The organism is Pseudomonas sp. JH-2 (assembly GCF_036231725.1).
Taxonomy (GTDB): domain Bacteria; phylum Pseudomonadota; class Gammaproteobacteria; order Pseudomonadales; family Pseudomonadaceae; genus Pseudomonas; species Pseudomonas delhiensis.
The window spans coordinates 41,146-63,291 of record NZ_JAZAQP010000022.1 but is presented as its reverse complement, the minus strand read 5'-3'; the positions used below and the strand labels follow the sequence as shown (position 1 = coordinate 63,291).

At 67.6% G+C, this 22,146-nt stretch carries 22 protein-coding genes; 13 read left to right on the top strand and 9 right to left on the bottom strand.

The annotated features are described in order from the left end of the window. The first annotated feature begins 12 nt into the window (after positions 1-12). A complete protein-coding gene (locus tag VV867_RS16650; RefSeq protein WP_328567018.1) occupies positions 13-1,566 on the top strand; it encodes a phospholipase D family protein in 1,554 nt (517 codons plus the stop codon). Positions 1,567-1,714: 148 nt separating this feature from the next. Here VV867_RS16650 and VV867_RS16645 read toward each other — a convergent pair whose 3' ends face one another. Together VV867_RS16645 and VV867_RS16640 are read right to left on the bottom strand one after the other, a co-directional pair. Next, the gene (locus VV867_RS16645; protein ID WP_109937155.1) at positions 1,715-2,884 is read right to left on the bottom strand and encodes an MFS transporter; all 1,170 of its coding nucleotides are present in this window, start codon (positions 2,882-2,884) and stop codon (positions 1,715-1,717) included. 170 nt (positions 2,885-3,054) lie between these two features. Next, on the bottom strand, positions 3,055-4,548 hold the full coding sequence (locus tag VV867_RS16640) for an aldehyde dehydrogenase (protein WP_109937156.1): 1,494 nt from the start codon (positions 4,546-4,548) through the stop codon (positions 3,055-3,057). A gap of 269 nt (positions 4,549-4,817) precedes the next feature. On the opposite strand from VV867_RS16640, the gene VV867_RS16635 reads away from it, so the two are divergent. Continuing rightward, positions 4,818-5,180: a cupin domain-containing protein gene (locus VV867_RS16635; protein WP_109937157.1), complete on the top strand. Its 363-nt coding sequence runs from the start codon at positions 4,818-4,820 to the stop codon at positions 5,178-5,180. A 279-nt stretch (positions 5,181-5,459) separates the two neighbouring features. Here VV867_RS16635 and rpmG read toward each other — a convergent pair whose 3' ends face one another. Beyond that, positions 5,460-5,615 carry a 50S ribosomal protein L33 gene (gene rpmG, locus VV867_RS16630; RefSeq protein WP_009614117.1) on the bottom strand — a complete coding sequence of 52 codons (156 nt, stop codon included), beginning with the start codon at positions 5,613-5,615 and terminating at the stop codon, positions 5,460-5,462. A gap of 12 nt (positions 5,616-5,627) precedes the next feature. After that, on the bottom strand, positions 5,628-5,864 hold the full coding sequence (gene rpmB / locus VV867_RS16625) for a 50S ribosomal protein L28 (protein WP_009614118.1): 237 nt from the start codon (positions 5,862-5,864) through the stop codon (positions 5,628-5,630). 367 nt (positions 5,865-6,231) lie between these two features. On the opposite strand from rpmB, the gene VV867_RS16620 reads away from it, so the two are divergent. Further along, entirely contained in the window at positions 6,232-7,803 is a 1,572-nt protein-coding gene (locus VV867_RS16620) for an ABC transporter substrate-binding protein (RefSeq protein WP_328567017.1), read from the top strand. Between the two features lie 45 nt (positions 7,804-7,848). Here the strand turns inward: VV867_RS16620 and radC are convergent, their stop codons facing one another. Then, entirely contained in the window at positions 7,849-8,523 is a 675-nt protein-coding gene (gene radC / locus VV867_RS16615; RefSeq protein WP_089390752.1) for a RadC family protein, read from the bottom strand. A 140-nt stretch (positions 8,524-8,663) separates the two neighbouring features. On the opposite strand from radC, the gene coaBC reads away from it, so the two are divergent. Genes coaBC through VV867_RS16590 form a run of 5 tightly spaced genes read left to right on the top strand, consistent with a single transcriptional unit; the run spans position 8,664 to position 14,414 of the window. Next, positions 8,664-9,872 carry a bifunctional phosphopantothenoylcysteine decarboxylase/phosphopantothenate--cysteine ligase CoaBC gene (gene coaBC / locus VV867_RS16610; protein ID WP_275628238.1) on the top strand — a complete coding sequence of 403 codons (1,209 nt, stop codon included), beginning with the start codon at positions 8,664-8,666 and terminating at the stop codon, positions 9,870-9,872. 7 nt (positions 9,873-9,879) lie between these two features. After that, entirely contained in the window at positions 9,880-10,335 is a 456-nt protein-coding gene (dut, locus tag VV867_RS16605) for a dUTP diphosphatase (protein WP_089390750.1), read from the top strand. A 37-nt stretch (positions 10,336-10,372) separates the two neighbouring features. Continuing rightward, entirely contained in the window at positions 10,373-12,979 is a 2,607-nt protein-coding gene (locus VV867_RS16600; RefSeq protein WP_328567016.1) for a phosphomannomutase/phosphoglucomutase, read from the top strand. 25 nt (positions 12,980-13,004) lie between these two features. Beyond that, positions 13,005-13,913: an acetylglutamate kinase gene (argB, locus tag VV867_RS16595; protein ID WP_275628236.1), complete on the top strand. Its 909-nt coding sequence runs from the start codon at positions 13,005-13,007 to the stop codon at positions 13,911-13,913. Between the two features lie 57 nt (positions 13,914-13,970). Further along, complete coding sequence (locus VV867_RS16590) at positions 13,971-14,414, top strand: acyl-CoA thioesterase (protein ID WP_089390747.1); 444 nt, start codon at positions 13,971-13,973, stop codon at positions 14,412-14,414. A gap of 4 nt (positions 14,415-14,418) precedes the next feature. Here the strand turns inward: VV867_RS16590 and VV867_RS16585 are convergent, their stop codons facing one another. After that, complete coding sequence (locus tag VV867_RS16585; RefSeq protein WP_109937161.1) at positions 14,419-15,057, bottom strand: DUF4124 domain-containing protein; 639 nt, start codon at positions 15,055-15,057, stop codon at positions 14,419-14,421. 18 nt (positions 15,058-15,075) lie between these two features. Then, positions 15,076-15,717, bottom strand: coding sequence for an orotate phosphoribosyltransferase (pyrE, locus tag VV867_RS16580; RefSeq protein ID WP_109937162.1), 642 nt, complete (start codon positions 15,715-15,717; stop codon positions 15,076-15,078). A gap of 81 nt (positions 15,718-15,798) precedes the next feature. Between pyrE and VV867_RS16575 the strand changes: the two genes are divergently transcribed. Further along, positions 15,799-16,578: an exodeoxyribonuclease III gene (locus VV867_RS16575; RefSeq protein ID WP_009614136.1), complete on the top strand. Its 780-nt coding sequence runs from the start codon at positions 15,799-15,801 to the stop codon at positions 16,576-16,578. A gap of 104 nt (positions 16,579-16,682) precedes the next feature. On the opposite strand, the gene VV867_RS16570 is transcribed toward VV867_RS16575, so the two are convergent. Together VV867_RS16570 and rph are read right to left on the bottom strand one after the other, a co-directional pair. After that, the gene (locus VV867_RS16570) at positions 16,683-17,045 is read right to left on the bottom strand and encodes a DUF4870 domain-containing protein (protein ID WP_109937163.1); all 363 of its coding nucleotides are present in this window, start codon (positions 17,043-17,045) and stop codon (positions 16,683-16,685) included. A 16-nt stretch (positions 17,046-17,061) separates the two neighbouring features. After that, positions 17,062-17,781 carry a ribonuclease PH gene (rph, locus tag VV867_RS16565; RefSeq protein ID WP_089390743.1) on the bottom strand — a complete coding sequence of 240 codons (720 nt, stop codon included), beginning with the start codon at positions 17,779-17,781 and terminating at the stop codon, positions 17,062-17,064. Positions 17,782-18,086: 305 nt separating this feature from the next. On the opposite strand from rph, the gene VV867_RS16560 reads away from it, so the two are divergent. From VV867_RS16560 to spoT, 4 genes are all read left to right on the top strand, one after another. Continuing rightward, a complete protein-coding gene (locus VV867_RS16560) occupies positions 18,087-18,950 on the top strand; it encodes a YicC/YloC family endoribonuclease (protein WP_328567015.1) in 864 nt (287 codons plus the stop codon). A 41-nt stretch (positions 18,951-18,991) separates the two neighbouring features. Then, positions 18,992-19,612 carry a guanylate kinase gene (gmk, locus tag VV867_RS16555; RefSeq protein WP_275628232.1) on the top strand — a complete coding sequence of 207 codons (621 nt, stop codon included), beginning with the start codon at positions 18,992-18,994 and terminating at the stop codon, positions 19,610-19,612. Between the two features lie 90 nt (positions 19,613-19,702). Next, the gene (gene rpoZ / locus VV867_RS16550) at positions 19,703-19,969 is read left to right on the top strand and encodes a DNA-directed RNA polymerase subunit omega (RefSeq protein WP_009614145.1); all 267 of its coding nucleotides are present in this window, start codon (positions 19,703-19,705) and stop codon (positions 19,967-19,969) included. Positions 19,970-20,023: 54 nt separating this feature from the next. Further along, complete coding sequence (gene spoT, locus VV867_RS16545; RefSeq protein WP_109937166.1) at positions 20,024-22,135, top strand: bifunctional GTP diphosphokinase/guanosine-3',5'-bis pyrophosphate 3'-pyrophosphohydrolase; 2,112 nt, start codon at positions 20,024-20,026, stop codon at positions 22,133-22,135. The last annotated feature ends 11 nt before the right edge of the window (positions 22,136-22,146 follow it).

Here is a 22,146-nt window from a genome sequence, read left to right as displayed (position 1 = left end):
GGAGACTCCCGCTTGCTACAACGCTTCCTGTTGCTGGCGCTGCTGTTGCTCGGCGGCTGCGCCAGCGTTCCCCTGCCCACGCCCTCCCACGCCCTGTCGCCGAGCGGCACGGCCCTCGGCGACGCCGTGCAGCGGCGCGCGGCGGCGCACCCCGGCGCCTCCGGCTTCCGCCTGCTGGCCTCCAGCAGCGACGCCTTCCTCGCCCGCGCCGAGCTGATCCGCGCCGCCCAGCGCAGCCTGGACATCCAGTACTACATCGTCCACGACGGCCTCACTACCCGCGCGCTCATCCACGAGCTGCTCAAGGCCGCCGACCGCGGCGTGCGCGTGCGCGTGCTGATCGACGACACCAGCAGCGACGGCTGGGACTACGAGATCGGCACCCTGGCCGCCCACCCGAACATCCAGGTGCGCCTGTTCAACCCGCTGCACCTGGGCCGCAGCACCGGCATCACGCGCAACCTCGGGCGCCTGTTCAACCTCGCCGAGCAGCACCGGCGCATGCACAACAAGCTGTGGCTGGCCGACAACAGCGTGGCCATCGTCGGCGGGCGCAACCTGGGCGACGAGTACTTCGGCGCCAAGGCGGAAATGAACTTCAGCGACCTCGACCTGCTCGGCGTCGGCCCGGTGGCCGCGGAGCTGGGGCAGAGCTTCGACCAGTACTGGAACAGCGCCATCAGCCGGCCCATCGAGGACTACCTGTGGGGCAAGCCCGAGCGCGCCGACCTCGAACGCGCCCGGCGGCACCTGGACAGCTACCTGGAGAAGAGCCGGGTGCGCCACTCGGCCTACCTGCAGCGCCTGCACCTGCGCGGCGCCTCGACCAACCTCGACAGCTGGCTCGACGATCTGGTCTGGGCCCCCGGCCGGGCCATCTGGGACGACCCGCTGAAGGTCCTGGACCGCGGCCAGAGCCGCCCGCAGCAACAACTGAGCACCCAGCTCGACCCGCTGTTCCGCCAGGTGTCGAAGGAGCTGATCCTGGTCTCGGCCTACTTCGTGCCCACCGACAGCGGCGTCACCTACCTCACCGGCCGCGCCGACCGGGGCGTCAGCGTGCGCCTGCTGACCAACTCCCTGGAGGCCACCGACGTGCCGGCCGTGCACGCCGGCTACGCGCCCTACCGCATGGCCCTGCTGGAGCACGGGGTGAAGCTCCACGAGCTGCGCGCCCAGCCGGACCAGCGCCTGGCCGGCGCACCCTGGACGGTGCGCGGCTCCAGCAGCGCCAGCCTGCACAGCAAGGCGATCGTCTTCGACCGGCGCCAGGTGTTCATCGGCTCCTTCAACTTCGATCCGCGCTCGATCATCTGGAACACCGAGGTCGGCGTCATCGTCGACAGCCCGGCGCTGGCGGAACAGACGCGCAAGCTGGCGCTGGCCGGGATGTCGCCCAGCGTCAGCTACCAGGTGCGCATCGACCGCAGCGGCAGCCGCCCGCGGCTGACCTGGGTCGACGAGATCGACGGCCACCCACGGGTGCTGCACCACGAGCCGGGCAGCCTGTGGCGCCGCTTCAACGCCTGGATCGCCAGCGCAATCGGCCTGGAGAGGATGTTGTAGGGCCCGCCGATGCTCCCCCGGAACCGTAGGGCGCATAACCGTTCGCGGTTATCCGCCGTTGGCTGGCACATCGGCGCCAGGATGACGGCAGATAACGCTTGGGGCGTTATGCGCCCTACGAAGAGCGCCTCGGCGCAATCGGCGGGCCTCAGCGCCCGCTCGCCTCGGGCAGCTCGTCGCCTTGCAGCTCCACCGGCGGCAGGCCCTTGCGCCACACCAGCACGACGAAGCCGAAGGCGCCCAGGGCCATCATCAGCGGCAGCGCATGGCCGCTCACCCACTGGCTGACCGCGCCGGTGGTCAGCGGCCCGATCAGGCAGCCGATGCCCCACAGCTGGGCGATGTGCGCGTTGGCGCGGACCAGCGCGTCATCGCGGTAGCGCTCGCCGATGAGGATCAGCGACAGGGTGAACAGCCCGCCGGCGCTCGCGCCGAACAGCACCAGCACCGGCCAGATCACCGGCCCGTGCAGCAGCAGCGGGATGCCCAGGCTGCTCAGCAGCAGGACGATGCCGCAGCCCTTGAACAGCGCCTGGCGCGACACGCGGTCGGCCAGCCAGCCGATGGGCAGCTGCAGCAGCGCATCGCCGACCACCACCACCGTGACCATGGTCAGCGCCACCGCCTGGGTGAAGCCCTGGCGCACGCCGTAGACCGGCAGCAGGGTGAGGATCATCGCCTCGAAGCCGGCGAACAGCACCACCGCCCAGGCAACGGCCGGCAGCTTGGCGCAGAAGGCGAACAGCCCGCGCCCCGAGGCGCTGTGCGGATCGACCCGGGGCGCGCCGCTGCGACCTATCAACAGCGACGAGCCGAACACCAGCAGGCCGACGCCGAGCCAGAAGCCACGGTCGTCGGCGGTGCCGATGAAGGTCAGCAGCACCGGCCCGGACAGCTGGCTCAGCGCATAGCCGGTGCCGTACAGGGCCACCAGGCGGCCGCGCCATTTCTCCACCGCCAACTGGTTGATCCAGCTTTCGCCGAGGATGAACACCACGGTCAGTTGCACGCCGATCAGCAGGCGCAGCAGCAGCCACACCGGGTAGCTCTGCAGCAACGCCAGCAGGCCGACGGAAAAGGCCCCGCTGAGCAGGCACCAGCGCATCAGCCGCGGCGTGCCCAGGCGCGCGGCCAGGCGCCCGGAGATCAGCGCGCCGAGCAGCACGCCGGCGGCCGGTGTGGCGGCCATCACGCCGATGGCGAAACTGCCGTAGCCCCAGCCCTCCAGGCGCAGGGACACCAGCGGCATGGTCAGGCCGAGGGCCAGGCCGATGCTGATGACCGACAGGCAGACAGCGGAATAGGCACCCCAACGCATTGTCGTTCTCCCGTTCCATCCGGAGCGCACTCCGGGCCAGATGCCGAGCCCGGTGCGCAATGCAAAGCGGCCGGGCTCCCCATGGGGAAACCCGGCCGCGGGTATGGCTCTTCGTCAGAGCCGGCCCCGGCGAACGCGCGGGGCCGACCTGCTTTCAGGCCAGGATCGTCTTACAGTTTGATCCAGGTGGCCTTCAGCTCGGTGTACTTGTCGAAGGCGTGCAGCGACTTGTCGCGACCGTTGCCCGACTGCTTGAAGCCGCCGAAGGGCGCGGTCATGTCGCCGCCATCGTACTGGTTGATCCACACGCTGCCGGCGCGCAGGGCCTTGCCGATCAGGTGGGCCTTGGACAGGTTGCCGGTCCACACCGCGGCGGCCAGGCCGTACGGGGTGTCGTTGGCGATGCGCACGGCTTCCTCGGCATCCTCGAACTCGATCACCGACAGCACCGGGCCGAAGATTTCCTCGCGGGCGATGCGCATGGCGTTGGTCACGCCGTCGAAGATGGTCGGCTCGACGTAGGTGCCGCCGGTCTCTTCCAGGGTGCGCTTGCCGCCGGCCACCAGCTTGGCGCCGTCGTCGTGGCCGGCCTGGATGTAGCTCAGCACGTTGTTCATCTGGGTGGTGTCGACCAGCGCGCCGACGTTGGTTTCCGGGTCCAGCGGGTTGCCCGGTTTCCAGGCCTGCAGCGCCTCGACCACCAGCGGCAGGAACTCGGCCTTGATGGACTTCTCCACCAGCAGGCGGGAACCGGCGGTGCAGACTTCGCCCTGGTTGAAGGCGATGGCGCTGGCGGCGGATTCGGCGGCGGCCTTCAGGTCAGGCGCGTCGGCGAAGACGATGTTCGGGCTCTTGCCGCCGGCTTCCAGCCAGACGCGCTTCATGTTGGACTCGCCGGCATAGACCATCAGTTGCTTGGCGATCTTGGTCGAACCGGTGAACACCAGGGTGTCGACGTCCATGTGCAGGGCCAGGGCCTTGCCCACGGTATGGCCGAAGCCCGGCAGGATGTTCAGCACGCCTTTCGGGATGCCGGCCTCGATGGCCAGCTGGGCAACGCGGATGGCGGTCAGCGGCGACTTCTCGGACGGCTTGAGGATCACCGAGTTGCCGGTGGCCAGGGCCGGGCCGAGCTTCCAGCAGGACATCAGCAGGGGGAAGTTCCACGGTACGATGGCGGCAACCACGCCCACGGCTTCGCGGGTGACCAGGCCCAACTGGTCGTGCGGGGTGGCGGCGACTTCGTCGTAGACCTTGTCGATGGCTTCGGCGTTCCAGCGGATGCTGTTGGCGGCGCTGGCGACATCGATGTTCAGCGCGTCGCTGATCGGCTTGCCCATGTCCAGGGTTTCCAGCAGGGCCAGCTCTTCGGCGTGCTGCATCATCAGTTCGGCGAAGCGGATCATGATCTTCTTGCGCTTGGCCGGGGCCTGGCGCGACCACACGCCGGCCTCGAAGGCGGCGCGGGCAACCTGCACGGCGCGCTCGGCGTCGGCGGCGTCGCAGCTGGCGACCTTGGCCAGGAAGCGGCCATCCACCGGGCTGATGCAATCGAAGGTGGCGCCATCGACGGCGTCGACGTACTGGCCATCGACGAAGGCGCGGCCTTCGATCTTCAGGTTCTGGGCGCGAGCTTCCCAGTCGGCGCGAGTGAGGGTACTCATGACAACTTGTCCTCTTATTGAATTACTTATGAAGTCCCGGCGCCCGGGGGAAGGGCGCGCTGTCAGAAATTCTGCAAGGCGGCGCGAGGGCCACGCTGTCCGCCACCCTAAACCGGGATGGGCGAATTTTCAATATTTTTGACACTTTAGGGCTAAAACGCCTTGTCACGTTCGTTTTATTAAACATAGACTCGATCGATTCCGCCTCCGTCCGGGCCCGCCCGCAGGGGCGCGGCACTCGCACAACCCACAATAAAACGAGAGTCAGCATGAACATCGAGCAGATCGTCGACTTCGCCCAGGCCGGCACCGCCGCCGAGCACTACCGCCCGGCGCCGGAGAAGGTCCTCAAGGGCGATCCCGAGCAAAGCGTGCGCAACCACTACGCCAGCCCCTGCGGCCAGTTCAACGTCGGCATCTGGGAAGGCGCGGTCGGCCACTGGACCGTCAGCTACACCGAGCACGAGTACTGCGAGATCCTCCAGGGCGTGTCGGTGATCCGCGACGCCGACGGCGGCGCCAAGACCGTGCGCACCGGCGACCGCTTCGTCATCCCGGCCGGCTTCAAGGGCACCTGGGAGGTGCTGGAGCCCTGCCGCAAGGTCTATGTGATCTTCGAACAGAAGGCTTGATAGCCGTTCGACGAAAAACGCCGCTTTCTCTAAAGCGGCGTTTTTGTTTTTGCCGGGGGCGTATGTATTGGGGGGAAGAGCACCCTCTCCCCAACCCTCGGCTATGCGCCCCGACCTGAAGGAAGAGGGGACTGTCCTGAGTGGTTTGTCGGTGCGCGCGGATATTTCATCGTAGGGATTCACCGGCCGCGCCGGACGCCCCGGTGGCACGAACGACCCCACCGCGCAGGCATGAAAAAACCCGCCAGGTGGCGGGTTTCTTCGCAAGGGCCGGATCAATTACTTGATCTTGGCTTCCTTGTAGATCACGTGCTTGCGAACGACCGGATCGAACTTCTTGATCTCGATCTTCTCAGGCTTGGTGCGCTTGTTCTTGTCGGTGGTGTAGAAGTGGCCGGTACCGGCGCTGGACACCAGACGGATCAGTTCACGCATGATTGCAGCTCCTTAGAATTTTTCGCCGCGGGCGCGCAGGTCGTTCAGGACGGCCTCGATGCCACGCTTGTCGATGATACGCATGCCCTTGGCGGAAACGCGCAGGCGTACGAAGCGCTTCTCGGACTCAACCCAGAAACGGTGGTGCTGCAGGTTCGGCAGGAAACGGCGGCGGGTTTTGTTGTGTGCGTGGGAAATGTTGTTCCCGGTAACCGGACCCTTACCGGTCACTTGGCAAACTCTCGACATGGCTCAGCCCTCTGTAAACCACATGCCAAACCCGGCATGGGTTGGCTGCTTGAACTCGTTGATACTCGGTTTTCCACCCGGGTCTTACCTGCCCGTCCGCCGCTCGATTCCGAGTCGACGGGGCAGGGCCCCAGAAAAGAGCGCAGCTTTATATCAGAAAGGCACTTAGAGCCGCAAGGGCGCAGGCAGCTTATCCACATGCCGGCGCCGCGCGGCCGCGGCCCGCCGCCGTTGCCGTTCGTCGCCTTTCACCGTTGTCGGCCGCCGCGGCTTGGTCTAGGGTAGCCGGTTCAAGGCCGACAACGGCCTTGCATGACTGCGCCCAGCCCACGGGACGGGCATTTTCCCACCATTTCCGGAGTCCGTCATGCGTCTGTTTCCCCTCGCCCTGCTGCTCGCCCCCGCCCTGGCCGGCGCCAGCACCCTCAGCGTCTGCACCGAGGCCAGCCCCGATGGCTTCGACGTCGTGCAGTTCAACGCCCTGACCACCACCAACGCTTCGGCCGACGTGCTGATGAACCGCCTGGTGGAGTTCGACGCGGCGCAGGGCAAGGTGGTGCCGAGCCTGGCCGAGAGCTGGACGGTCTCCGCCGACGGCCTGACCTACGACTTCAGGCTGCGCGCCGGGGTGAAGTTCCACCACACCGACTACTTCAACCCCGGTCGCGAACTGGGCGCCGACGACGTGCTGTTCAGCTTCCAGCGCATGCTCGACCCCGCCAACCCCTGGCACAAGGTGGCGCAGAGCGGCTTCCCCCACGCCCAGTCGCTACAGCTGCCGGCTCTGATAAAAGGCCTGGAGAAGGTCGACGAACACCAGGTGCGCTTCACCCTCAGCCACCCCGACGCCACCTTCCTGCCCATGCTCAGCATGGGCTTCGCCTCCATCTATTCCGCCGAGTACGCCGACCAGTTGATGAAGGCCGGCACCCCGGAGAAGCTCAACGCCCAGCCCATCGGCAGCGGCCCCTTCGTGTTCAAGCGCTTCCAGAAGGACGCGCAGATCCGCTACACAGCCAACCCGGACTACTTCGCCGGCAAGCCGGCGGTGGACAACCTGCTGTTCGCCATCACCCCCGACGCCAACGTGCGCCTGCAGCGCCTGAAGCGCGGCGAATGCCAGATCGCCCTGTCGCCCAAGCCGCTGGACGTCGAGGCCGCGGCCAAGGACCCGGCCCTGCGCGTCGAGCAGACGCCGGCATTCATGACCGCCTTCGTCGCCCTGAACAGCCAGCACCCGCCGCTGGACAAGCCCGAGGTGCGCCAGGCGATCAACCTCGCCTTCGACCGCCAGACCTACCTGAAGTCGGTGTTCGAGGGCAGCGCCAGCGCCGCCGAGGGCGTCTACCCGCCGAACACCTGGAGCTACGCCAAGGACATCCCCGGCTACCCCTACGACCCGGCCCGGGCCCGGGCGCTGCTGGAAAAGGCCGGGCTCAAGGACGGTTTCAGGACCACCATCTGGACACGCCCCAGCGGCAGCCTGCTCAACCCCAACCCGAGCCTGGGCGCGCAGCTGCTGCAGGCCGACCTGGCGAAGATCGGCGTCAAGGCCGAGGTGCGGGTGATCGAATGGGGCGAGCTGATCCGCCGCGCCAAGGCCGGCGAGCACGACCTGCTGTTCATGGGCTGGGCCGGCGACAACGGCGACCCGGACAACTTCCTCACCCCGCAATTCTCCTGCGCCAGCGTGAAGTCCGGGCTGAACTTCGCGCGCTTCTGCGACCCGAGGCTGGACAGCCTGATCAGCCAGGGCAAGGCGCTCAGCGAGCAGGACAAGCGCAGCGCGCTCTACCACGACGCCCAGCGGCTGATCCACGACCAGGCCCTGTGGCTGCCGCTGGCGCACCCCACGGCCTCGGTGCTGCTGCGCAAGGAGGTCAAGGGCTACGCCGTGAACCCCTTCGGCCGCCAGGACTTCTCCAAGGTCAGCCTCTGAGGCTCCTCGCCGGGCGGGTGGCCGCTGCCAGCCGCCCGGCGCGCGTCAGACCCAGCCCATCTCCGCCATCGACAGCGGCTCGCCGTCACCGACGATGAAGTGGTCGAGCACGCGCACGTCCACCAGCGCCAGGGCGTCCTTCAGGCGCCGCGTCAGCACGCGGTCGGCCTGGCTCGGCTCGGCGATGCCCGACGGATGGTTGTGGGTGAGGATGAGCGCCGCGGCGTTGTGCGCCAGGGCGCGCTTGACCACCTGGCGCGGGTACACGCTGGCGCTGTCGATGGAGCCGTGGAACAGCACCTCGAAGGCCAGGGCGCGGTGCCGGCCGTCGAGGAACAGGCAGGCGAACACCTCGTGGGCCTCGTGGCGCAGCCGCGCCTTGAGGAAGTCGCGCACCGCCTGCGGGCTCTCCAGGGCGGAGTCGCGGCGCAGCTGCTCGGCCAGGTGGCGGCGGGCCATTTCCAGCACCGCCTGCAGTTGCGCGTACTTCGCCCGGCCCAGGCCCAGGTGGCTGCTGAAGCTGGCCTGGTCGGCCTCCAGCAGCGCGCGCAGGCTGCCGAACTCCTTCAGCAGGCGCCGGGCCAGGTCCACCGCGCTGCAGCCCGCCACGCCCGTGCGCAGGAAGATCGCCAGCAGCTCCGCATCGCTGAGGCTGCCGGCGCCCTGTTCCAGGAGTTTTTCCCGCGGGCGTTCCGCGGCGGGCCAGTGACGAATGCTCATGCAGCCTCCCTGTCGAGCCGCCCGCTGTGCCGGGGCGGGCGCTGTGCTATCTTAGCCCGTCCCTTTCGCGCGACCGGAGGCCTGGGGAGGCGTCTCCGGCCCAGACGCGCGTCATCCAATTCCGAAGATAAGGCGGGCCTATGCAGCGGCTCTATCGAAAACGCATCGTTCTCGGCGTGGGCGGCGGTATTGCGGCCTACAAGAGTGCCGAACTGGTCCGCCGCCTGCGCGACCAGGGCGCGGAAGTCCGCGTGGTGATGACCCAGGGCGGCCGTGAGTTCATCACCCCGCTGACGCTCCAGGCGCTGTCCGGCCACCCGGTGCACCTGGACCTGCTCGACCCCGCCGCCGAAGCGGCCATGGGCCACATCGAGCTGGCCCGCTGGGCCGACCTGGTGCTGATCGCCCCGGCCACCGCGGACGTCATGGCGCGCCTGGCCCAGGGCGTGGCCAACGACCTGCTGACCACCCTGGTGCTGGCCACCGACGCCCAGGTCGCCCTGGCCCCGGCGATGAACCAGGCCATGTGGCGCGACCCGGCCACCCAGGCCAACGCCGAGCTGCTGCGCGGCCGCGGCCTGCGCTTCTTCGGCCCGGCCGCCGGCAGCCAGGCCTGCGGCGACGTCGGCCCGGGGCGCATGCTCGAGGCCGAGGAGCTGGCCCAGCGCGCCGCCGACTGCTTCCAGTTCCTGTCGCTGACCGGCCGGCACGTGCTGATCACCGCCGGCCCCACCCAGGAAAACATCGACCCGGTGCGCTACATCACCAACCACAGCTCCGGGAAGATGGGCTTCGCCCTCGCCGAGGCCGCCGCCGAAGCCGGCGCGCGGGTGACCCTGGTGACCGGCCCGGTGCACCTGCCCACGCCCGACCGGGTGAGCCGCGTCGATGTGGTCAGCGCCCGCGACATGCTCGCCGCCTGCGAGGCCGCGATACCGGCGGACCTGCTGATCGCCGCCGCCGCGGTGGCCGACTACCGCCCCGAGGTGGTGGCCGCGCAGAAACTGAAGAAGGACCCGACCAAGGGCGACGGCCTGCTGCTGCAGCTGGTGCGCAACCCGGACATCCTCGCCACCCTCGCCCAGCGCGCCGACCGGCCGTTCAGCGTGGGCTTCGCCGCGGAGACCGAGAACCTGCTGGAGTACGCCTCGCGCAAGCTCAAGGACAAGAACCTCGACCTGATCGTGGCCAACGACGTGGCCAATCCCTCGATCGGATTCAACAGCGAAGAGAACGCGATCACCGTGATCGACCGCGAATTGCACGAAACTGCCTTCGCCCAGACCAGCAAGGGCAAGATCGCCCGCCAGCTGATCGCCTTCATCGCCGACCGCCTGAACCAGCACTGAGAACCCGATGCATTCCCTGCAAGCCAAGATCCTCGACCCGCGCCTGGGCGCCGAATTCCCCCTGCCGCAGTACGCCACCCCCGGCTCCGCCGGCCTGGACCTGCGTGCCATGCTCAAGGAGGACACCGTCCTCGAACCGGGCCAGACGCTGCTGATCCCCACCGGCCTGTCCATCTACATCGCCGACCCCGGCCTGGCCGCGCTGGTGCTGCCGCGCTCGGGCCTGGGCCACAAGCACGGCGTGGTGCTGGGCAACCTGGTCGGGCTGATCGACTCGGACTACCAGGGCGAGCTGATGGTCTCCTGCTGGAACCGCGGCAACACCCCCTTCACCATCGCCATTGGCGAGCGCATCGCCCAACTGGTGCTGGTGCCGGTGGTGCAGGCGCATTTCGAGCTGGTCGACAGCTTCGACGAGAGCCAGCGTGGCGCCGGTGGTTTCGGGCACTCCGGCAGCCACTGACACAATCCTCCAGGACGATTCGCCGAGGAGATGTTGCATGAAACTTTTCCAACGCACTGCCAAGGGAACGGCCGACCTGCCGGAAGTCGCCCCGCCGCCGAAGGTTTCGGCGGGCTCGACGTCCCGGCCGGAACTGAAGTCGCTGCTGCCGGCCTTCGGCGTGGCGACCCTCGGCGTGGCCGCCGCCGGCGCCCTGCTGTGGCTGAGCCTGTTCGGCAGCGCCGAGCAGATGCACCGCCAGCAGCTGGCCAGCGCCTGGGGCGAAAGCCAGTCCGGCGTCCTGCGCCAGGCCCTGCTCCAGCTCGCCGCCGACACCCGTAGCGCGGCGGCCAACCCCGCGCTGCTGCCGGCGCTGGCCGATGCCAACAGCACCCGCGCCCTGGAGGCCACCCTCGCCCACTGGCACCAGGACGGCCTGGTGGACGCCCACCTCAACGCCAGCGGCCAGGCCAGCCAGGACAACCAGCGCCCCGGCCCGCTGAACTACGCCGCCCTGGACATGCTGCGCCGCGCCGAGAGCGGGCAGAACGTCGCCCCCGAGGCCTACCGCGTCGGCCAGCGCTGGCTGCTCTACAGCGCCACCGCGCTGCGCGGCCCGGACAACGCCATCCAGGGCAGCCTGATGCTGGTCTTCGACCTGCAGCGCCTGCTCAAGGCCCTGCCGGACATGCCCGCCGACACCGGCCAGCTGCAACTGGCCCAGCAGTTCGGCAGCTCGCCGGCGCAGGTCCTGCTGCAACGCGGCGAGGCCAGCAACGCCTCAGCGCTGAACCTGGCCAGCGGCAACCCGAACTGGAAACTCACCTTCACCCCCGGCCCGGCCCTGACCGCGACCCTGTACTCCCCGGCGCTGCTGGGCTGCGCCGCGCTGCTGGCCCTGGCCGGCGCGCTGCTGGGCGTGTACCTCGCCCAGAGCGCCCTGCAACGGCGCCTGCGCCAGGACGCCCAGGCCATCGGTCAGTACTTGCAGGAACTCGGTGGCCCGCGCACTGCCAAAGCACCTGAAGTCGGCCTGGCCGCACTGCAACCGCTGGCCCAGGCGCTGGCGCGGCAGCCCAGGCGCAAGGTCGAGTCCCCGGCCCCCGCCAGCCCCGCACCAGCGCCCGAGCCCCGCCCGGTGGCGGCGAAGATCGACAAGCCGGCCAGCGCCGAGACGCAGCTGGTCGACCCACTGTTCCAGAACACCGACATTCTGGACATCGACATTCTTGATGAAGACCAGGACCTCCTGGGATTGGAGCAAACCCCCGTCATGAGCACGCCCAAAGCACCGCAACTGCCCGCCAGCATCTTCCGCGCCTACGACATCCGCGGCGTGGTCGGCGACACCCTGACCGCCGAAACCGCCTACTGGGTGGGCCGCGCCATCGGTTCCGAGAGCCTGGCCCGTGGCGAGCCCTGCGTCAGCGTCGGCCGCGATGGCCGCCTGTCCGGCCCGGAGCTGGTCCAGCAACTGATCCAGGGCCTGCTCGACTGCGGCTGCCAGGTCACCGACATCGGCATGGTGCCGACCCCGGTGCTGTACTACGCGGCCAACGTCCTGGAAGGCAAGTCGGGCGTGATGCTCACCGGCAGCCACAACCCGCCGAACTACAACGGCTTCAAGATCGTCGTCGCCGGCGAGACCCTGGCCAACGAGCAGATCCAGGCCCTGCGCGAGCGCATCGAGAACAACGACCTCGCCTCCGGCGTGGGCAACGTTCAGCAGCTGGACATCCTGCCGCGTTACTTCCAGCAGATCCGCGACGACATCGCCCTGGCCAAGCCGCTGAAAGTGGTGGTGGACTGCGGCAACGGCGTCGCCGGCGTGATCGCCCCGCAACTGATCGAGGCCCTGGGCTGCACCGTCATCCCGCTGTACTGCGACGTCGACGGCACCTTCCCCAACCACCACCCGGACCCGGGCAAGCCGGAGAACCTGGAAGACCTGATCGCCAAGGTCAGGGAAACCGGCGCCGACCTCGGCCTGGCCTTCGACGGCGACGGCGACCGCGTGGGCGTGGTGACCAACGAAGGCACCATCATCTACCCCGACCGTCTGCTGATGCTGTTCGCCAAGGACGTGGTCTCGCGCAACCCCGGCGCCGACATCATCTTCGACGTCAAGTGCACCCGCCGCCTGATCTCGCTGATCAGCGGCTACGGCGGCCGCCCGGTGATGTGGAAGACCGGCCACTCGCTGATCAAGAAGAAGATGAAGGAGACCGGCGCCCTGCTCGCCGGCGAGATGAGCGGCCACATCTTCTTCAAGGAGCGCTGGTTCGGCTTCGACGACGGCATCTACAGCGCCGCCCGACTGCTGGAGATCATCAGCCTCGACAAGCGCGACAGCGAACACGTGTTCTCCGCCTTCCCGCTGGACATCTCCACCCCGGAGATCAACATCACCGTCACCGACGAGAGCAAGTTCGCCCTCATCGACGCGCTGCAGCGCGGCGGCCAGTGGGGCGATGCCAACCTCACCACCCTCGACGGCGTGCGTGTGGATTACCCCAAAGGCTGGGGCCTGGTACGCGCCTCCAACACCACCCCGGTGCTGGTGCTGCGCTTCGAGGCGGACTCCGAAGCCGAACTGGAACGCATCAAGGACGTGTTCCGCAACCAGCTCAAGGCGGTCGACCCCGCCCTGACCATCCCCTTCTGACCTGACCATGCCGGAGCCCAGCACCATGTCCCAGAGCCGCGATGACGCAGCCCAGGTAGCCCGCGTCCTTGCCGAAGCGCTTCCCTACATCCGCCGTTTCGTCGGCAAGACGCTGGTCATCAAGTACGGCGGCAACGCCATGGAGACCGACGAGCTGAAGAACAGCTTCGCCCGCGACGTGGTGCTGATGAAGGCGGTCGGCATCAACCCGGTGGTGGTGCACGGCGGCGGCCCGCAGATCGGCGACCTGCTCAACCGGCTGTCGATCGAAAGCCACTTCATCGACGGCATGCGCGTCACCGACGCGCAGACCATGGACGTGGTGGAGATGGTCCTCGGCGGCCAGGTGAACAAGGACATCGTCAACCTGATCAACCGCCACGGCGGCAGCGCCATCGGCCTGACCGGCAAGGACGCCGAGCTGATCCGCGCGAAGAAGCTCACCGTCACCCGCCAGACCCCGGAGATGACCAAGCCGGAGATCATCGACATCGGCCACGTCGGCGAAGTCACCGGGGTCAACACCGAGCTGCTGAACATGCTGGTCAAGGGCGACTTCATCCCGGTGATCGCGCCCATCGGCGTCGGCGCCAACGGCGAGTCGTACAACATCAACGCCGACCTGGTGGCCGGCAAGGTGGCCGAAGCGCTGAAGGCCGAGAAGCTGATGCTGCTGACCAACATCGCCGGCCTGATGGACAAGCAGGGCCAGGTGCTCACCGGCCTGACCACCGAGCAGGTGGACGGCCTGATCGCCGACGGCACCATCTACGGCGGCATGCTGCCGAAGATCCGCTGCGCCCTGGAAGCGGTGCAGGGCGGCGTGACCAGCGCGCACATCATCGATGGCCGCGTGCCCAACGCCGTGCTGCTGGAGATCTTCACCGACAGCGGCGTCGGCACCCTGATCAGCAACCGCAAGCCGCGTCACTGAGCACTGCCCGCCACGGCGCCCGCCGTGGCGGCTCCCCTCTTCCCCGCGGAGGCCGCAATGCCTTCAGTTTTCCCCGAGCGCCACGAATTCCGCTTCTTCCACGGCCTGCGCGTGCGCTGGTCGGAGGTCGACCCGCAAGGCATCGTCTTCAACGGCAACTACCTGACCTATGCCGACGTGGCGACTACCGAGTACTACCGCAACCTGGAGATCCGCTACCCGGCCGACCTGCTGCGTGGCGGCGGCGACCTGTTCGCGGTGAAGAGCAGCCTGGAGTACTTCGCCCCGGCGCGCTACGACGACTGGCTGGACATGGGCGTGCGCGTCGCGCGCCTGGGGCGCAGCAGCCTGACCTTCCAGGTGGCGATCTGGTGCGAGGAACAGCCGCTGACCCTCGGCGAGCTGATCTACGCCTACGCCAACGACCAGCGGCAGAGCCAGCCCCTGCCGGACTGGCTGCGCGAGCGCATCGCGGCTTTCGAGCGATTGCCCGCCAGCTGACGGGCTAGCGGGAGGCGCCGAGCAATTGCGCCAGGCGCGCGCGGTCGGCGTCGAAGGTGGCCTTGGCCTGGGCGCGCAGCTGCTGGTAGTGGGCGATGTCGCGCAGCAGGCGCTGCTCCTCGTCCTTCAGGTTGCCCAGCTGCTCGACCAGTTGCTGCGGCACCTGGCGTCCGGCGCGCTCGGCGTCGGCGGCCTGGGCCTGCAGGTTGCCCTGCTGCGTCTTCACCGACTGCAGGTTGCCCCGGGCCACGCTGCTCAGGCCATCCAGCTCGGCCAGCTTGCGCTCGCGGGCGCGGTCGACGTCCTCGACGCTGGTGTACAGGCGCAGCAGCTGCGCATCCGAACTGGCCTGGGCGGCAGCGGCCTTGCGCTGCTGGATTTCCTCCGCGGTCGGCGCCGGCGGCACCACGCGGACCACCCGGCCCTGCTCGTTGAGCACCTCGTAACCCTTGCCGATGTACTGCGACGGCACGCCCAGGCGGTCGATGACGGTCACGCCCTTGTCGTTGACGTAGCGGTACATCTCGACGGCGCCGCCGGACGCGGGATTGCCGGCGGAATTCGCCGCCAGCACCGGCCCAGCCAGCCCGACGGCCAGCAACCCGATCAATGCACCACGGCGAAAAGCACCCTGCTTGGCCATGCCGGACACCCTGTTTGGTTAGATTCCGTACTGCGCGCGATAGGCCTCGACCGCCGGCAGGTGGCGCTTGAGCTCGGCGTCGCCGGCCAGGTACTCGAGGACCTGCTCCAGCGACACGATGCTGACCACCGGCATGCCGAAGTCACGCTCCACTTCCTGGATCGCCGACAGCTCGCCCTTGCCGCGCTCCTGGCGGTTCAGCGCGATCAGCGTGCCGGCCGCCCTGGCGCCCTGGGCCTCGATGATCTGCATGACCTCGCGGATCGCGGTGCCGGCGGTGATCACGTCGTCGACGATCAGCACCCGGCCGGCCAGCGGCGCGCCCACCAGGGTACCGCCTTCGCCGTGGTCCTTGGCTTCCTTGCGGTTGAAGCACCAGGGCAGGTCGCGGCCGTGCTGCTCGGCCAGGGCCACAGCTGTAGCGGCAGCCAGCGGGATTCCTTTATAGGCCGGGCCGAACAGGACGTCGAAATCGATGCCGCTGTCGACCACCGCGGCGGCGTAGAAGCGCCCCAGCCTGGCCAATGCCAGGCCACTGTTGAACAGGCCGGCATTGAAGAAATAGGGGCTGGTGCGCCCGGACTTGAGGGTGAATTCACCGAAGCGCAGTACACCGCGCTCGATGGCGAAACGAATGAAATCGCGTTGATATGCCTGCATGGGAGAGAACCGGCCGGTATGAATTTAGCTAAACCGTTTGAGCTCGGGTATCATACACACACGTGATTTTGGGGGCCATTTATGCGGATCATCAGTGTGAACGTGAATGGTATTCAGGCTGCAGCCGAGCGGGGATTGCTCAGCTGGTTGCAAGCCCAGAATGCCGACGTGATCTGCTTGCAGGATACCCGCGCCTCCGCTTTCGATCTGGATGACCCGTCCTACCAGCTGGACGGCTACTTCCTGTACGCCTGCGATGCAGAAGTGCCCAGCCAGGGTGGCGTCGCAATCTATAGTCGTCTGCAACCCAAGGCCGTCATAAGCGGGCTGGGTTTCGAGATGGCCGATCGTTACGGGCGCTACCTGCAAGCCGATTTCGATAAGGTGAGTATTGCCAGCATCCTGCTGCCGAGCGGGCAGGAGGGTGACGAGAACCTGAACCAGAAGTTCAAGTTCATGGAAGACTTCGCCGCCTACCTGAACAAGCAGCGCCGCAAGCGCCGCGAGTACATCTATTGTGGGTCGCTGTACCTGGCCCACAACAAGCTGGACGTGAAGAACTGGCGCGAGTGCCAGCAGATGCCCGGCTTCCTCGCGCCCGAGCGCGGCTGGATGGACGAGGTGTTCGGCAACATGGGCTACGTCGACGCCCTGCGCGAAGTGAACCGCGAAGGCGACCAGTACAGCTGGTGGCCGGACAGCGAGCAGGCCGAGATGCTGAACCTGGGCTGGCGCTTCGACTACCAGATCCTCACCCCGGGTCTGCGCCGCTTCGTGCGCAGCGCCAAGCTGCCGCGGCAGCCGCGCTTCTCGCGCCATGCGCCGCTGATCATCGACTACGACTGGACGTTGAGCATTTAAGACGAGCTGCAGGCTTCAGGCGGCAGGCTGCAGGCAGGAGCGAAGAGCCCAGCCTGCGCCGGCCACCGCTTTTCGCCTGTGGCCTGCCGCCTGTAGCCTGCCGCCTATTTGATCGGCCTCCAGGTGAACGGATAGCGGTAGTCGCGGCCCTCGTTGGCCTTGACCCCCGCTATCACCGTCAGCACCAGGGCGCCGGCGCAGACCAGCGCCAGCAGCAGGAAGCCGATCACCAGCAGGCAGAGGAAGAAGCTCACCAGCATCGCCAGGCTGACGGTGATCTGGAAGTTCAGCGCTTCCTTGCCCTGGCTGTCGACGAAGGGATCGGACTCGCGCTTGATCTGCCAGACGATCAGCGGGCCCAGCAGGTTGCCGAAGGGGAAGACTAGGCCGAGGAAGGCGGAGAAGTGGCAGAACATCGCCCACTGCCGTGCTTCCTGGCTCGGCCGTACCTGCAGTTCGTCGTTCATCCCCGCCCCTCCCGTGTCAGTCGGCCAGCGCGGCGCGCTGCAGCTCGAACAGCTCCTGCATGCCCTGCTGCGCCAGCTCCAGCATGGCGTTCAGCTCGGCCGGACGGAATGGCTCGCCCTCGGCGGTGCCCTGCACCTCGATGAAGCCGCCGGCATCGGTCATCACCACGTTCAGGTCGGTCTCGGCGGCGGAGTCCTCCAGGTAGTCCAGGTCCAGCACCGGCACGCCCTGGTAGATGCCCACGGACACCGCGGCGACCATCTGCTTGAGCGGGTTGCCCTTGAGCGAGCCACGCTTCTTCAGCACCGCCAGGGCGTCGATCAGCGCCACGGTGGCGCCGGTGATGGACGCGGTGCGGGTACCGCCGTCGGCCTGGATCACGTCGCAGTCGATGTACAGGGTGTTCTCGCCCAGCTTGGTCAGGTCCAGCGCGGCGCGCAGCGAGCGGCCGATCAGGCGCTGGATCTCCAGGGTGCGGCCGCCCTGCTTGCCGCGGCTGGCCTCGCGCGCGTTGCGCTCGCCGGTGGAGCGCGGCAGCATCCCGTACTCGGCGGTCAGCCAGCCCTGCCCCTGGCCCTTGAGGAAGCGCGGCACGCCGGCCTCGGCGCTGACGGTGCAGATCACCTTGGTGTCGCCGAACTCCACCAGCACCGACCCTTCGGCATGCTTGGTGTAGTGGCGGGTGATGCGGATCGGGCGCAACTGGTCGGCGGCGCGGCCACTGGGACGGTTCATCGAGACTTCCTATGCGAGATTCGAACGGATACTGGCGGCCATTATAGAGGCCCGCGCCCGCCGGCAACCACCGCCGGCGTGCGATGGCCCGCCGCGCTGGGGTACAATTGCCGGTTCACGATGACATTTCATCGCTTCAGAGCCTGTTTACGATCTCGCGAGCTAGAGCAGGACAAGGCGAAAGCAGGCGAGGGAGCGCAGTTTAGTCCGCTAAATGAGCATCACTCGCCTGCTTTCAACGCAGTCATGCCGACGCGCAGCAGGTCGTAACCAGGCTCTCAGCCGAATCACTACGAGGTAGCCCCATGGTTCACAGCATGACCGCCTTCGCCCGCGTCGAACGGGCCGCGACCAATGGGACCCTGAGCTGGGAACTGCGCTCGGTGAACCACCGCTACCTGGAGCCGAACCTGCGCCTGCCGGAAAGCTTCCGCGACCTCGAGGGCCCGGTGCGCGAGGCGCTGCGCCAGGGCCTGTCGCGCGGCAAGGTGGAATGCACCCTGCGCTTCAACGAAGACACCGCCGGCAAGCCGCTGCAGGTCGACCGCGAGCGCGCCGCGCAACTGGTGGGCGCCGCCGAGGGCGTGGCCGCGCTGATCAAGCAGCCGGCGCCGATCGACCCGCTGGCCGTGCTGGCCTGGCCGGGCGTGCTGGTGGGCGACGCCGCCGACCCACAGGCGCTCAACGCCGAGGCCATGGCCGCCTTCAACCAGGCCCTGGACGAGCTCAAGGCCGGCCGCGCCCGCGAAGGCGCCGAGCTTGCGCGGATCATCGACGAGCGCCTGGGCGCCATGCAGGAAGAAGTGGCCAACCTGCGCGAACTGGTGCCGCAGATGCTCGGCAACCAGCGCCAGAAGATCCTCGACCGCTTCGCCGAACTGAAGCTGGAAGCCGACCCGCAGCGCCTGGAGCAGGAAATGGTCCTGCTGGCGCAGAAGAGCGACGTCGCCGAGGAACTCGACCGCCTGAGCACCCACGTCGCCGAGGTGCGCCGCGTGCTCAAGGCCGGCGGCGCCGCCGGCCGCCGCCTGGACTTCCTCATGCAGGAGCTCAACCGCGAGGCCAACACCCTCGGCTCCAAGGCCTTCGACCCGCGCTCGACCCAGGCCGCGGTGAACCTCAAGGTGCTCATCGAACAGATGCGCGAGCAGGTCCAGAATATCGAGTGAGCCGCACGCTCGCTTTCCACCCATAGCCCCAGGATTCAGCCATGTCCGGCACCCTCTACATCGTTTCCGCGCCTTCCGGCGCCGGCAAGACCAGCCTGGTGAAGTCGCTGCTTGAGGCCATGCCCAGCGTACGCGTCTCGGTCTCCCACACCACTCGCGGCATGCGCCCGGGCGAGGTGGACGGGGTGAACTATCATTTCGTCGGCCGCGACACTTTCACCGCCATGCTCGAGCGCGACGAGTTCCTCGAGCACGCGGAAGTCTTCGGCAACCTCTACGGCACCTCGCAGCGCTGGGTGGAAAAGACCCTCGAGGAAGGCCTCGACCTGATCCTGGAGATCGACTGGCAGGGCGCCCAGCAGGTGCGCCGGCTGATGCCCCACGCGCAGTCGATCTTCATCCTCCCGCCGAGCCAGCACGCCCTGCGCCAGCGCCTGACCAACCGCGGCCAGGACAGCGACGAGGTGATCGAGCGGCGCATGTACGAGGCGGTCAACGAAATGAGTCACTACGTCGAGTACGATCATCTGGTGATCAACGACGATTTCGCCCATGCTCTGGAAGACCTCAAGTCGATCTTCCGGGCCCGCCAGCTGCGCCAGGACGCCCAGCAGAAGCGCCACGAGCGGTTGCTCGGCGAGTTGTTGCAGCCGTCGGCATAACAAACGGCCCTTCCATAAAGATTGGCGATTTTTTAGACTATTCAGTCCGCCCGGAAACCCGGGCTCCATTTTTCCGCAACGAGGAACACCATGGCCCGCGTCACCGTCGAAGACTGCCTGGACAACGTCGATAACCGTTTCGAGCTGGTCATGCTCGCCACCAAGCGCGCGCGCCAGCTGGCCACCGGCGGCAAGGAGCCGAAGGTAGCCTGGGAAAACGACAAGCCCACCGTGGTCGCCCTGCGCGAGATCGCTTCCGGCCTGGTCGATGCTGAAGTCGTTCAGCAGGAGGACGTGGTTGAAGAAGAACCGCTGTTCGCCGCCTTCGAGGACGAGGCCAACAACGAGGCCCTGTAATTCGATGACCGGCCGACGACCACAGGCGCCGTCCACTCGGCAGGGGGTGATGCCTTGCCGAGCATAGACGCCTTCGCCGACCGGCTCTCGAGCTACCTCGGCCCGGACCAGGTCAACCTGGTCCGCCGTGCGTACTACTACGCCGAGCAGGCCCATGACGGGCAGCGCCGCCGCAGCGGCGAGGCCTACGTCACCCATCCGCTCGCCGTCGCCAACATCCTCGCCGACATGCACATGGACCATCAGAGCCTGATGGCGGCCATGCTGCACGACGTGATCGAGGACACTGGCATCGCCAAAGAAGCGCTCACCGCGCAGTTCGGCGAGACCGTCTCGGAACTGGTGGACGGGGTCAGCAAGCTGACCCAGATGAACTTCGAGTCCAAGGCCGAGGCCCAGGCCGAGAACTTCCAGAAGATGGCCATGGCCATGGCCCGCGACATCCGCGTGATCCTGGTCAAGCTGGCCGACCGCCTGCACAACATGCGCACCCTGGAAGTGCTGTCCGGCGAGAAGCGCCGGCGCATCGCCAAGGAAACCCTGGAAATCTACGCGCCCATCGCCAACCGCCTGGGCATGCACAGCATGCGCGTGGAATTCGAGGACCTGGGCTTCAAGGCCATGCACCCGATGCGCTCCGAGCGCATCCGCCAGGCGGTCAAGAAGGCCCGCGGCAACCGCCGCGAGATCGTCGGCAAGATCCAGGAATCGCTGGTCAACTGCCTCGCCCGCGAAGGCATGGAAGGCCAGGTGCTGGGCCGCGAGAAGCACCTGTTCAGCATCTACAAGAAGATGCGCGGCAAGCGCAAGGCGTTCAACGAGATCATGGACGTCTACGCCTTCCGCATCATCGTCGACAAGGTCGACACCTGCTACCGCGTGCTCGGCGCCGTGCACAACCTGTACAAGCCGTTCCCCGGCCGCTTCAAGGACTACATCGCGATTCCCAAGGCCAACGGCTACCAGTCGCTGCACACCACCCTGTTCGGCATGCACGGCGTGCCCATCGAGATCCAGATCCGCACCCGCGAGATGGAAGAGATGGCCAACCACGGCATCGCCGCGCACTGGCTGTACAAGTCCAACGAGGACGAGGTGCAGAAAGGCACCCACGCCCGCGCCCGCCAGTGGGTCAAGGGCATCCTCGAACTGCAGCAGCGCGCCGGCAACTCGCTGGAATTCATCGAGAACGTGAAGATCGACCTGTTCCCGGACGAGGTCTACATCTTCACGCCCAAGGGCCGCATCATGGAGCTGCCCAAGGGCTCCACGGCGGTGGACTTCGCCTACGCGGTGCACACAGACGTCGGCAACAGCTGCATCGCCTGCCGCATCAACCGCCGCCTGGCGCCGCTGTCCGAGCCGCTGCAAAGCGGCCAGACGGTGGAGATCGTCACCGCGCCGGGCACCCGGCCGAACCCGGCCTGGCTCAACTTCGTGGTCACCGGCAAGGCGCGCACGCACATCCGCCATGCGCTCAAGCAGCAACGCCGCTCCGAGTCCATCAGCCTCGGCGAGCGCCTGCTGAACAAGACCCTCGCCGGCTTCGACAGCCACCTGGAGAAAATCCCCGCCGAACGCATCCAGGGCGTGCTCAACGAGTACCGCATGGAAGTCTTCGAGGACCTGCTCGAAGAAATCGGCCTGGGCAACCGCATGGCCTACGTGGTCGCCCGCCGCCTGCTCTCCAGCGAAGGCAACGCCGCCGCCACCAACGCCGAGGGGCCGCTGGCGATCCGCGGCACCGAGGGCCTGGTGCTGAGCTACGCCAAGTGCTGCACGCCGATCCCCGGCGACCCCATCGTCGGCCACCTGTCGGCCGGCAAGGGCATGGTGGTGCACCTGGAAAGCTGCAAGAACATCAGCGAAATCCGCAACAACCCGGAAAAATGCATCCAGCTCAGCTGGGCCAAGGATGTCACCGGCGAGTTCAACGTCGAGCTGCGCGTCGAGCTGGAACACCAGCGCGGCCTGATCGCTTTGCTGGCGACCAGCGTCAACGCCGCCGACGGCAACATCGAGAAGATCAGCATGGACGAGCGCGACGGTCGCGTCAGCGTGGTCCAACTGGTGGTCAGCGTACACGACCGCGTGCACCTGGCCCGCGTCATCAAGAAGCTGCGCGCGCTCAAGGGGGTGGTCCGGATCACCCGCGTGCGCAGCTGATCCCACCCCTC